Below are 12,893 nucleotides of genomic sequence, written 5' to 3' on the forward strand. Positions count from 1 at the left end.
GTCTTGCTTTAGTAATTTTAAAGGGCTTATTCCATATCAGCACTATTGTCTGCGGGGCGCTTGGCATGCATCTCAAATTTAAATAGACGGCACTCAAGCGGTCCATTAAATAAAGGGGTGCGCTTAGATTCCTTAATCCGCAGCTGTCCTGGCAAAGCCATATCTGCCGTTAAGACAAAGACATTCCAGCCACTAAAAGCATCTTTCAGATGTTGACCAAACTGTCTTAAAAACTCTACAAACTTAGGATCTTGCTCTTCTTGAGCTTGCAAGCGTTTGAGTGACTCACGACTAGAACGCTTAGCACTTTGTCGACCAGTTTCCAGATGCAGTTCAAAACGGTTTTCTGGTTCTTCATCGTAGCTGGACTCGGCTTGATTGCGATCTTGACCACGGCCACCCTTGATGACTAAACGCTCACCATATGGAGGATTGAGCAACATCACACCATCCCTAGGATTTGCAGGCGGTTTAGCTGCTAAAGCATCTACCTGGCGCACTATGGGCTGATCGGGTAATTGCGCTCTTTGCCAGTTACCGCGAAACATGGATACCAGCTTCTCATTAATATCGCCACCGCAAATGCTCAAGGAATCTGCAGAAGGATATTGTTTGCGCTTAGCCAACATTCCCGCTAATGCCGCTTCTTTTAAATCTACCCAACGCTTTTGCTCGGCAGACTCATTAAAGGGCTTAAGCCTCTGAAAACCAAAGCCATGGGCTGAAGTAATTAATGGACGATAAGCTAATCGACTGGGCTTTACATCATCACCATACATCCCCGCCCGAATTGCCCCCGGCGGAATAGCCAATGCCATTTGCGCTGCTTCAATCAGAAAAGTACCGCTACCGCACATTGGGTCAAACAGCGTTTGCCCTGGCTTCCAGCCCGTAAAGGACAAAATGCCAGCGGCTAAATTTTCTTTTAAAGGAGCATCGCCCTTCTCATCGCGCCAACCGCGTTTAAATAAAGCTTCACCAGAAGTATCTAAATAAATCGTGACTTGAGTAGCAGTCAAGTGCGCCTGTACACGTACATCCGGAAACGCAGTATCAATACTTGGTCGATCACCGGTGACATCACGCAATCGATCCACAATGGCGTCTTTGATTTTGAGGGTAGCAAAATTCAAACTCTTTAATGGAGAGCGATGTGCAGTGACATCCACACGCAAGGTTTGTTTTGACGTAAACCAATCTTCCCAAGCCAATCCGCTGGCTAACTTATAAAGATCTTCTTCTTGCCGATAAGGCGCTTGCGCCATTTGTAATAAAACACGGCTGGCGATTCTGGAATGCAGATTGAGTGCCATTGCCGCAGAAATAGGGGCTGCTAAGCCGATGCCGCCTGTAGGACTGGTTGGGGTTTTATCAATCACCCAAGCGCCCAACGCCTTAGAGTCAGGGCGACTCGCAATCTCTGCTAACTCTTGTGCGAGAGGTACTTCTAGACCACCAGGGCAAACAACAAAAAATCTCATAGGTCTAGCAATCTTCGAAAGGGGGAAATTTAAATACAGTATTAAGGCTTGAAAAGAACCAAAGCCACAATCACTACCAATAACAACACAGGAACTTCATTAAACCAGCGATACCAAACACCAGACTTGGTATTTACGCCCGCACGGAATTTTTTCAGAAGACTCCAACAAGCATGGTGATAGCCAATCACGAGCAGCACAAAAAATAATTTGGCATGCATCCATGCATCACCAGCACCAATTCCAAAGTAGAGCCACAGCGTTAATCCCAGCAACACTGCTGGCACAGCCAAGATCGTCATAAACCGGAAGAGGCGATCGGACATACCCAACAAACGGGTATACGCTTCGGCATTTTTCTCATCGGCTAAATTGACAAAGATTCTAGGCAAATAAAACAAGCCTGCAAACCAAGAAGTAATAAAGACAATGTGAAAGGTTTTTACCCAAAGATAAGCATTGCTCATGACGCTCCTTAGCTACGAATCTCGCCATGACCCATGACGATATATTTAAGAGAGGTCAAACCATCCAGGCCCACAGGGCCACGCGCATGGAGCTTGTCATTTGAGATGCCGATTTCAGCTCCTAGGCCATATTCAAAGCCATCGGCAAAACGGGTGCTCGCATTAACCATCACACTTGCACTATCTACTTCGCGCAAGAACCGATCAGCAGTCGCCTTATTGTTTGTAATGATGGCATCCGTATGTTTACTGCCGTAGCGCTCAATATGATTCATAGCTTCATCAATATCAGCAACGGTCTTGATCGACAAAATTGGTGCAAGATATTCCGTCTGCCAATCTTCCTCTTGGGCATCCACTAAGTTCTTAAGGCCAGCGGTCTCTAAAGTTTTGCGAGTAGCCCCATCAACGCGAAGCTCAACGCCTTTATCTTGATAAATCTTACAAAGAGCAGGCAATACCTTATCTGCAACCGCTTGATTAACCAAGAGTGTTTCCATCGCATTACAAGGCGCATAGCGCTGTGTCTTGGCGTTATCGCACACCTTAACTGCCATCTCTATATCTGCATCAGCATCTATATAGGTATGACAAATGCCATCAAGATGCTTAATCATTGGTACGCGTGCCTCTGCCATCAGACGAGCGATCAAGCTCTTGCCACCACGCGGGACGATCACATCAATGTACTGCGTCATCGTAATCATCTCGCCTACGGCAGCGCGATCAGTCGTTGTAACTACCTGCACAGCATCTTTCGGCAAGCCTGCTGCTGCAAGGCCTTCCTGAATAATTTGCGCTAACAAAGTATTGGAATCAATGGCTTCAGAGCCACCGCGCAAAATGACGGCATTACCGGATTTGAGGCAAAGCGCTGCGGCATCAATCGTGACATTAGGACGGGATTCATAAATGATGCCAATCACACCCAGCGGCACACGCATCTGACCCAACTCAATTCCTGAGGCTTGTTTTTGAAGTGCGGAAATTTTTCCAATCGGATCTTCGAGCGTCACAATTTGCTCTAAACCCAAAGCCATGGTCTCAATGGTTATAGGCGTCATTGTCAGGCGATCAATAAAAGCAGCATCTTGACCATTAGCCTTCGCACGCTCCACATCAATCAAGTTCACTGTCTGAATCTCACTCGCTTTTTGTCTTGCCACTTTGGCGATATGCAATAAAGCTTGGTTCTTTTGCTCAGCCGATGCGCGCGCCATCGCACGCGATGCACTACGTGCTCGCTGACCAATGTCTTGCATCATTTGTTGAATAGCTGAACTCATCTCTCTAACTTTCTAGCGTAATAAATTACCGACCAAACGCAGACCATCCCATGGGTCTGCTGGTAAATCCGCAGCTGACAAACCCTTCACTTGACGATCTAATCCGGCAGCTACTTGCATGGCCCTGCGAAGCTTTAAGGGCTGAACTCGCCTTAAAGCTGTTGGGTAGAGGCGTTCTTTATTGCCCCAAACGCGATTAGCCCGCAATAACTGCTGAATAGACTCGCCAGCATCGCTGGCAGCCTTTAGCTTAGATAGTAGCCTAAGCTCCTCAGTCACGCTCCAAAGAATCAGGACCAATGGCTCGCCCTCACCCTTTAAGCCATCCAACATACGATTGAGTCTAGGTAAATCTCCTGCAAGCATCGCTTCCGTTAATTCAAATACGTTATAGCGTGCTACTTTCAAAATTGCAGTACGAATTTCTTCTTCGCTTAACTTGCCTGAGGGGTATAGCAATCCCAGTTTCTGAATTTCTTGATGAGCAGCAATCAAATTACCCTCTACCTGATCAGCAATAAATTCGAGTGAGCGCATGCCTTCTGGCCCAGCTTCTACTTCTTGATTTTGCTTCTTTAGGCGTCCGGCAATCCACTGCGGTAGTTGCCCGCGATCCAAGGAATCAATCTGAACCACCATGCCCGCTTCATCCAAAGCGCTAAACCAAGCTGAGGTCTTCGTCTTGGCATCTAATCTTGGTAAAACAATGCACACTACCGTGTCAGGACCATCAGGACCCGGTGCTTGTGAATTAACTTGTGCTGAAAATTGCTTGAGAGCATCCGCCCCATCACGACCCGGCTTGCCTGTAGGGATGCGTAAATCAACCCAGCGCTTATCTCCAAACAGTGACATCGTTTGACCGGCACTCAACAAAGCACTCCAATCAAAGCCGCGCTCTTGCAGTAAGACTTCGCGTTCGGTATAACCTAACTTTTTAGCACTTAAACGAAGTTGATCCATCGCTTCCATCATCAAAAGCGGCTCATCGCCACTAAAGACATAGAGAGGAAGTATTGCACCCCCAGCTTCTAACTTCTTCAGGTGGACAAGTAGTGCGTCGGTTTTAACCATGCAATGTCATGAGGCCTCAGAAAGCCTTTGTCTTCGGCGCTTTAGCAGATGCTGCTACACGTCGCAAAATCTGAATCGCCAAGTCACGACGCATTAAGCCCAAGAAAGCCTGAACCTGCGCATCGTTTGCCAACACCGTCGAAACTGAGAAGTCCATGTCGCGCGTAATGTAAACCTCTGACTCGGGCACGATTTCTGTACCGGCGGTATCAAATGCTCTAAAGCCCACTCGAATATTTAAGCGATATGCAGAAATTTGACCGCTGGCGTTGTACGCCAAGATCTCGCGGCCAGTAAGCTCATTCGTAATTTCCAGAATGAGATCGGCATCACGAGGATTAATTGCAACCTTTACATCGGTGCCTGTTAATACAGCCGTCTGTAAGTCAGCACGCATAGGTGGAGAAGGATTACCGGTGATAGCGATCGCTGTAAATGGTAAGTCCACCGCACCGCGCAATCTAAACCCGCAAGCTGCCAATGGTGCCAATACCAGCAAACTCAGCGTAGACCTTCTCAGCAAGCTAATGCTTGCAGAGGCTGCATTAGCTTTAGGATTTCGGTGATCTGCGCTCATGTCTTTAGTTTCCAGTTAATAGGTTTGGGCTAAGCAACAATATTGATTAAGCGACTAGGTACGACAATGATCTTCTTCGGTGTGCCACCATTGAGTGCTTTTTGGGCTGGCTCACTTTGCAATGCTAGCGCCTCAATCTGCTCTTTACTAGCATCTGCCGCTACCCGAATATCGCCACGCAACTTGCCATTAATTTGCAGCATTAAGGTAATTTCAGTTTGTACTAGTGCGGCCTCATCTACTAAAGGCCATGGAGCATCTAATAAGGGACCAAAGGCATTTTGATAACCCACATCTTGCCAGAGCACATGGGTTAAATGCGGCACCACTGGATACAAAATACGTAACAAAATCCCAAGACATTCACGCAGCACTGGCGCGCTAATAGCGCAGCCCTGGCCTAACTTGATTGGCTCAAGAACATTGAGCATCTTCATTGCCGCAGATACCACCGTGTTGTATTGACGACGTTGGTAATCAAAGTTAGCTTGCTTCAAGATGCCATGCACTTCACGGCGCAATTCTTTTTCAGCATCATTGAGATCGGTTGGCAACTTGTCATCTGCAGCCCGCAATCCATCGGCTTGACTACTAGAGTACATCCAGACACGACGCAAAAAACGCGAAGCGCCATCAACACCGGCGCCCGACCACTCGAGCTGCTGCTCTGGTGGCGCTGCAAACATCACAAATAAACGGGCAGTATCAGCGCCATATTGATCAATCAAGGCTTGAGGATCAACGCCGTTATTTTTACTCTTAGACATCTTTTCTACACCACCAATAATGATTGGAGAGCTAGAACTTCCATCTTTTAATTTAGCGCCTTGTGGACGACCTTTTTCATCAAGATCTAATTCCACGTCTAAAGGATTAAGCCAAGTTTTCTTACCGGACGCATCTTCAGAGTAATAAGTCTCATTGAGAACCATACCCTGCGTTAACAAATTCTGAAAGGGCTCGTCAAAAGTGATGAGCTTCAGATCTCGCATGACCTTAGTCCAGAAACGCGCATAGAGTAAATGCAAAATCGCATGCTCAATACCACCAATGTATTGATCCATTGGCATCCAGTACTCATTGCGTTGATCCACCATGGTCTTCGCATCAGGACCGGTATAGCGCATGAAATACCAAGAAGAGTCTACAAAGGTGTCCATCGTGTCAGTCTCGCGACGCGCAGGCTTGCCGCACTTTGGACACTTCACATTTAAGAAATCAGCGCGCTTATTTAAAGGATTGCCACTACCATCTGGCACGCAATCTTCCGGCAACACTACCGGTAAATCTGCTTCTGGTACAGGCACTGCACCACAACCTGGGTTCGCCTCATCACCACAGTGAATAATCGGGATTGGTGTACCCCAATAGCGTTGACGAGAAATTCCCCAATCACGCAAACGATAGGTAGTCTTGATTTCACCGATGCCGAGCTTTTCTAAATCTTTGGCAACAGCGCTCACCGCCTCTTCATGCGAGAAGCCGTCAAACTTGCCACTGTTTAAACAAACCACGCCTTCTTTTTGGGCGTACCAATCTTCCCAGCGAGTGGGATTAAACATCGGTGATTCACCCTTGAGGGCGATCACTTGCTTAATGGGTAATTGATATTTGAGAGCAAAGGCAAAGTCACGTTCATCATGTGCGGGCACACCCATGACAGCGCCATCACCGTAAGACATCAAGACATAGTTACCAACCCAAACCGGAACTTGCTCAAGCGTCAAAGGATGGGTGACGTACAGACCCGTGAACATGCCCTCTTTTTCTTGAGTAGCCAAGTCTGCTTCAATCACACTACCGGTTTTGCATTTCTCAATAAAGGCTGCAAGCGCAGGATTCGTAGCAGCTGCCTTGCTTGCCAATGGATGCTCAGCAGCAACGGCGCAGAAGGTAACGCCCATGATCGTATCTGCACGGGTAGTGAAGACATAGAGCAAACCATCTTGAATAAAGTTGCCATGGTCATCAGCGATCTCATGCTTAAAAGCAAAACGAACTCCGCGACTTTTGCCGATCCAATTTTGCTGCATTGTCTTAACACGCTCAGGCCAACCCAAACCATCAAGACCCTCTAGCAACTGCTCTGCATAAGCAGTGATGTTGAAGTAATAACCTGGAATTTCACGTTTCTCGACCAAGGCACCAGAACGCCAGCCGCGTCCGTCGATTACTTGCTCATTTGCTAAAACAGTTTGATCAATCGGATCCCAATTCACTACCTGAGTCTTGCGATAAGCAATCCCTTTTTCTAACATCTTCAAAAAGAGCCATTGGTTCCAACGATAGTAATCAGGACTGCAAGTGGCAACCTCACGTGACCAATCAATTGCTAGTCCCATCGCCGCCATTTGCTTTTTCATGTAAGCAATGTTGTCGTAGGTCCATTGCGCAGGTGGTACTTTGTTCTGAATAGCCGCATTTTCGGCTGGCATACCAAACGCATCCCAACCCATTGGCATCAAAACGTTATAGCCCTGCATACGAAGCTGACGAGCCATCACATCATTGATAGTGTAGTTGCGGACATGCCCCATATGCAACTTTCCAGATGGGTAAGGCAACATCGAGCAGGCGTAATACTTTGGTTTTTGCTTGCCGGCGGCATCTACCGCATCTTCCGTCACGCGATATACCTGCGCGCTAGTCCAATCGGCTTGGGCCGCAGCTTCAATACCGCGGTGGTCGTAATCCTTGCTCATCTAATACAGCTCTTTTCTTCTATCAATATGGATTCAATTACTTGCGCAAACCCAGAACGTCTTGCATGTCATAAAGACCAGATGTTTGGTTTTGTAAGAAGCGGGCTGCGCGCAAAGATCCTTGCGCATACGACTGACGGCTAGATGATTTATGGCTAATTTCAATCCGCTCACCCTCGCCCGCAAACAGCACAGTGTGGTCACCCACAATATCGCCACCGCGAATAGTCGCAAAACCAATCGTGCCTTCTTTACGTTCACCAGTATGCCCTTCACGCGCATACACGGCGACATCATCTAACTTCTCACCGAGAGCATCAGCAATCACTTCGCCCATCTTCAAGGCAGTTCCAGAAGGAGCATCCACCTTGTGGCGATGATGTGCTTCGATAATCTCAATGTCATAACCTTCGTTCAACATTTTTGCCGCAATCTCCAGCAACTTGAATGTGGCATTCACACCAACGCTCATGTTTGGCGCAAACACAATTGCTAATTTCGCTGAAGCAGTTTTAAGACTAGCAATTTGCTCAGTGCTCACACCCGTTGTACCAATCACCATCTTGGTACCAGTTTTTTCAGCTACCGCCAAATGGGCCATCGTTCCCTCAGGTCTGGTGAAATCAATCAAAAACTGAGCACCACTTAATACTTGCGTTACATCTGCAGAAATCAATACGCCTGTTTTTTTACCCAAGAAGCCACCAGCATCCTCACCCAGCAATGGGCATGAGGAATGCTCTAATGCGCCCACCAATTGGGCATCAGGAGTATTGAGAACTGCTTCGATCAGCATCTTGCCCATGCGACCGGTAGCTCCAGCTATTGCAATCTTCATCATGAATATCTTTGCTCTGTCATTAAAGTATTAAGTACGAACTACAGCCCTTGAATTTTTATTACTGCGTTTTCAGCGGGGTTGGCTTATCAGCGCCAGCAGATTCTGTTACTAAATTGGTTGTTGGAGCTGCGCTATCGGCAGGGAGAGGTGCTGGAGTCTCGGCAACTTTAGGTTCGGGCGGCGCATTATCAGTTGGGCTTGGAACCAACAACTCTGGCTGTTGTAAGGGAGGCGTTACGGGCGGCTTATTGTTGCCTGTAAAGATCTCCCAGAAGGATCGTTTTTGTTTTGCATAGTTATCAATCTCTGCAACCATTTCGACTTCGGTTGGCAAAGGTGTGCCATCAAACTTCACTACTTTATCGCCTTCAAAAAGGACAGTCACATAGCGCTCGTCACCTATCCGTTGACCCGCCCTTTTAAATTCAAAAACGTAATCCCAACGATTCGCATGGAAGTAACTTGCCAATAACGGAGTACCTAATATTTGGCGCACCTGCTCACGAGTCATGCCCACTTTCAATTTTGCATATTGCTCGCTAGAGATAAAGTTCCCCTGGACTACATCAGGAACATAAGGTCTAAAAATGGTATTCATCCAAGCGCGTTGATGATCATCAACGGCTGAGGTGCAAGCGCTCAATAGGCCAACACAGGTAAGTGTGAGCAATCCCGCCCGAGAAGGGGCAAAAACCCCCTTCAATATGGGGTTCAAAAACTGACGAAAAAGTACAAGGCAATTTTGCATGGCTGGCCGTATCATTAAGACATTGATTTTAGCTCCCAAAGCCATGACTACGAACCAAAACCCATCCCCCGCAGATTTAAGAGATATCGGCCTCAAGGCTACCGGTCCTCGTATGAAAATCTTGGATTTTTTTCATCAAAATGGGGGCACCCATTTCAGCGCTGAAGATGTCTTTATGGCACTGGCGAAGGAAGATCAAGAAATCGGCCTGGCAACGGTTTATCGGGTCTTGACTCAGTTTGAACAAGCCGGCCTATTGCTCCGTAGTCATTTTGAATCCAGCAAGGGTGATAGTCGGGCTATCTATGAGCTAAATGAAGGTCAGCACCATGATCATCTGGTTTGCCTCGATTGCGGTCACGTAGAGGAGTTTGTAGATGAGGCTATTGAGAAAAGACAGCGGGATATTGCAAAAACCCTTGGATTTACCCTGCAAGAGCATTCTTTAGCGATGTATGGCCACTGCCAGAAGAAAAATTGCCGAAATAAGCAAAAATAAAGACTTTTAGCGTCTTTTAGAGACTCTTAACGCAAAAAAGACCTCGGGTAGAGGTCTTTTTTTATTGCTACTTATCTTTCAATCAGTATTTAAGCAACTTTTACTGATTTTTAGCTACTTTTAACAACTTTTAATTACTTAACCGCCATTAAAGCTTCAGCAGCATTCAACATTTGCACTGAATAACCCCATTCATTGTCGTACCAAGCCAATACTTTGACCAATTTACCGTCGGCAGAGACACGAGTCTGAGAAGCGTCATAGATACTTGGACGAGGATCATGGTTAAAGTCGATTGAGACCAATGGCAAAGTATTAAAGCCCAGAATGCCCTTAAGCTCACCTTCACTAGCTGCCTTCAGAATGGAATTGACCTCATCCACGCTAGTGGCACGGCTTGCAGCAAAAGTTAAGTCGACAACAGAAACGTTGATGACTGGAACGCGCATTGCAAAACCATCAAAGCGACCAGCGAGGGCTGGCAAAACTAAACCAACCGCTTTAGCAGCGCCGGTCTTCGTTGGAATCATGCTGGTCACCGCTGAACGCGCACGGCGCATATCCTTGTGATACACGTCTGTTAATACTTGGTCATTGGTAAATGCATGGATCGTAGTCATCAAACCAGATTCAATACCAATTTTTTCTAGCAATGGTTTAACGAGTGGAGCCAAACAGTTGGTAGTACAACTGGCGTTAGAGACAACCACATCACTGGCTTTGAGAACATTTTGGTTCACACCGTAAACAATCGTTGCATCCACATCTTTTTCACCAGGAGCAGAAATCAATACTTTCTTGGCGCCCTGATTAATGTGCACCATAGCTTTTTCTTTAGAGGTAAATTTACCTGAGCACTCTAAAACTAAATCCACACCCAATTCACCCCATGGTGTTTCTAAAGGATTACGGGTTGAAAACATTTTGATGCGATCGCCGTTTACTACCATGCAATCACCATCGACTTTAACTTCAGCAGGGAAGCGGCCATGCGCTGAATCGTATTGGGTCAAATGGGCATTGATATCGATATCGCCCATGGCGTTGATCGCCACAATTTTGATATCCCGTCTTGGCTTGTCGTTGACCTGATCTTCATACAAAGCACGCAGTACCATGCGGCCAATACGTCCATAACCATTAATTGCGACACGAATTGTCATTCCATTCCCCTTACAAATATAAATTCTTTAATCAAGCTTATTTCTGAGCGATACATTGCTTTATTGTCTTAGCAATCTGATCCGCGGTTAAACCAAAATATTCATATAACTGTGGTGCCGGCGCAGACTCACCAAAGGTATCTACGCCATGAACGGCAGCACAGCCATATTTCCACCAGAAATCACTTACGCCTGCCTCTACAGCAATACGTGGGACCTTAGCTGGTAATACTTTTGCCTTGTAAGCAGCATCTTGCTGATCAAAGACAGTGGTTGAAGGCATTGACACCACTCGAATACCTAAGCCCTCTTTTTCCAACTGTTGCGCAGTTTGCAAAGCTAGCGCAATTTCAGAACCCGTCGCAATGATGACGGCATCAAGCTTGCCTGACTTTGGATCACGCAATACATATCCACCGCGAGCAATCTCTTTGACTTGAGCAGCGCTACGAAAGACGAATGGGCAATTTTGACGGCTAAAGATCAAAGCGCTGGGACCATTCTTACGCTCAACCGCTGCACCCCAAGCAACTGCACTCTCCGTGGTATCGCAAGGGCGCCAAACCATCAGGTTCGGAATCAAACGCAGACTGGCTACCTGCTCGACGGATTGGTGGGTTGGGCCATCTTCACCCAGACCAATCGAGTCATGGGTAAACACAAAAATACTACGCAACTTCATCAAAGCCGCCATACGCAAGGCATTGCGACTGTAGTCAGAGAAAGTTAAGAATGTGCCGCCAAATGGAATGTAACCACCATGCAAAGCAATACCGTTCATGATGGCGCTCATACCAAATTCGCGCACACCATAGTTAATGTGATTACCCCATTGATCTCCACGTACCGCTTTACAAGTAGACCAATTGGTTAAATTAGAACCCGTTAAGTCAGCAGAGCCACCCATAAATTCTGGGACAGCTGGTGCGAGAGCTTCAATTGCATTTTGACTTGCTTTGCGAGTCGCCACTGTTTCTGCTTTAGATTCACAGGTTTTTAAATAAGCATTGAGTGTTGCGGAAAAATCTTTTGATAAGTCGCCTTGCATGCGACGTTGCAATTCAGAAGCAAGCTCAGGATATTTATTTTTGTAAGATTGGAATTGCTTATTCCAATCGTGCTCGAGGGCTTGACCGCGCTTTTTAAAATCCCAAGCTGCATAAATATCTTTCGGAATCTCAAAAGGGGCATAAGGCCAATTCAAGGCAACGCGAGTGGCAGCAATTTCTGTTGCGCCTAATGGTGAACCATGAACTTTATCGCTACCAGCCATATTGGGCGAGCCTTGGCCAATGGCGGTCTTGCAGCAAATGAGCGTAGGTTTGTCGCTCTTCTTGGCTTTAGCAATCGCCTTAGAAACAGCTTCCGCATCATGGCCATCTACATCACGGATGACATTCCAGCCGTAGGCTTCAAAGCGTTTTGGTGTGTCTTCGTTAAACCAAGAAACGACTTTGCCATCAATAGAAATCCCGTTGTCATCCCACAATGCAATTAACTTATTTAACTTTAAGGTGCCGGCCAATGAACATACTTCATGACTAATACCTTCCATCAAACAACCATCACCTAAAAATACATAGGTAAAGTGATCAACGATTTTGTGGCCGGGACGATTAAATTCTTCTGCAAGTAATTTTTCAGCAAGCGCCATACCGACTGCATTGGAAATACCTTGTCCTAATGGACCAGTAGTTGTTTCAACACCCGGTGTAATCCCATACTCTGGATGACCAGGTGTTTTGCTGTGCAGTTGACGGAAATTTTTTAACTCTTCAATCGGTAAGTCGTAGCCTGATAAATGCAAGAGTGAATACAACAACATCGAACCGTGGCCATTGGATAAAACAAAACGATCGCGGTTTATCCAATGTGGATCCGTTGGGTTATGTTGCAAATGCTCATTCCAAAGTCCAACAGCGATATCTGCCATACCCATTGGCATACCAGGATGTCCTGAATTGGCCTGCTGAACAGCATCCATGGATAAGGCGCGTATGGCGTTTGCCATGCGAATTTGAAGGTTTGACATCGTAAAAGTGGTCTCGAGGAAAA

11 protein-coding genes are annotated in these 12,893 nt (G+C 46.5%); 1 reads left to right on the forward strand and 10 read right to left on the reverse strand.

The window, feature by feature from the left end; all coding sequences use genetic code 11:
* Window positions 1–26: 26 nt before the first annotated feature.
* The 8 genes from ICN47_RS06045 to bamE form a co-directional block, all read right to left on the reverse strand.
* Window positions 27–1,481: a class I SAM-dependent RNA methyltransferase gene (locus ICN47_RS06045; protein WP_216218997.1), complete on the reverse strand. Its 1,455-nt coding sequence runs from the start codon at window positions 1,479–1,481 to the stop codon at window positions 27–29.
* A gap of 41 nt (window positions 1,482–1,522) precedes the next feature.
* On the reverse strand, window positions 1,523–1,948 hold the full coding sequence (locus ICN47_RS06050) for a CopD family protein (RefSeq protein WP_216218998.1): 426 nt from the start codon (window positions 1,946–1,948) through the stop codon (window positions 1,523–1,525).
* Between the two features lie 8 nt (window positions 1,949–1,956).
* Window positions 1,957–3,234, reverse strand: coding sequence for a glutamate-5-semialdehyde dehydrogenase (locus tag ICN47_RS06055; RefSeq protein ID WP_216218999.1), 1,278 nt, complete (start codon window positions 3,232–3,234; stop codon window positions 1,957–1,959).
* 12 nt (window positions 3,235–3,246) lie between these two features.
* Window positions 3,247–4,308, reverse strand: coding sequence for a DNA polymerase III subunit delta (holA, locus tag ICN47_RS06060; protein ID WP_216219000.1), 1,062 nt, complete (start codon window positions 4,306–4,308; stop codon window positions 3,247–3,249).
* Window positions 4,309–4,324: 16 nt separating this feature from the next.
* The gene (lptE, locus tag ICN47_RS06065; RefSeq protein WP_216219001.1) at window positions 4,325–4,885 is read right to left on the reverse strand and encodes an LPS assembly lipoprotein LptE; all 561 of its coding nucleotides are present in this window, start codon (window positions 4,883–4,885) and stop codon (window positions 4,325–4,327) included.
* A gap of 29 nt (window positions 4,886–4,914) precedes the next feature.
* Window positions 4,915–7,587: a leucine--tRNA ligase gene (gene leuS / locus ICN47_RS06070; RefSeq protein ID WP_216219002.1), complete on the reverse strand. Its 2,673-nt coding sequence runs from the start codon at window positions 7,585–7,587 to the stop codon at window positions 4,915–4,917.
* A gap of 37 nt (window positions 7,588–7,624) precedes the next feature.
* Window positions 7,625–8,425 (reverse strand): 4-hydroxy-tetrahydrodipicolinate reductase, encoded by an 801-nt coding sequence (dapB, locus tag ICN47_RS06075; protein WP_216219106.1) that lies wholly within the window; start codon window positions 8,423–8,425, stop codon window positions 7,625–7,627.
* Between the two features lie 61 nt (window positions 8,426–8,486).
* Complete coding sequence (bamE, locus tag ICN47_RS06080; RefSeq protein WP_255538937.1) at window positions 8,487–9,176, reverse strand: outer membrane protein assembly factor BamE; 690 nt, start codon at window positions 9,174–9,176, stop codon at window positions 8,487–8,489.
* A gap of 43 nt (window positions 9,177–9,219) precedes the next feature.
* Between bamE and fur the strand changes: the two genes are divergently transcribed.
* Window positions 9,220–9,675 (forward strand): ferric iron uptake transcriptional regulator, encoded by a 456-nt coding sequence (gene fur, locus ICN47_RS06085; RefSeq protein WP_216219108.1) that lies wholly within the window; start codon window positions 9,220–9,222, stop codon window positions 9,673–9,675.
* A 134-nt stretch (window positions 9,676–9,809) separates the two neighbouring features.
* Here fur and gap read toward each other — a convergent pair whose 3' ends face one another.
* Together gap and tkt are read right to left on the reverse strand one after the other, a co-directional pair.
* A complete protein-coding gene (gene gap, locus ICN47_RS06090; protein ID WP_216219003.1) occupies window positions 9,810–10,838 on the reverse strand; it encodes a type I glyceraldehyde-3-phosphate dehydrogenase in 1,029 nt (342 codons plus the stop codon).
* Window positions 10,839–10,875: 37 nt separating this feature from the next.
* On the reverse strand, window positions 10,876–12,870 hold the full coding sequence (gene tkt / locus ICN47_RS06095; RefSeq protein WP_216219004.1) for a transketolase: 1,995 nt from the start codon (window positions 12,868–12,870) through the stop codon (window positions 10,876–10,878).
* Window positions 12,871–12,893 lie beyond the last annotated feature (23 nt).

This window comes from Polynucleobacter sp. AP-Latsch-80-C2, assembly GCF_018882185.1.
GTDB lineage: Bacteria > Pseudomonadota > Gammaproteobacteria > Burkholderiales > Burkholderiaceae > Polynucleobacter.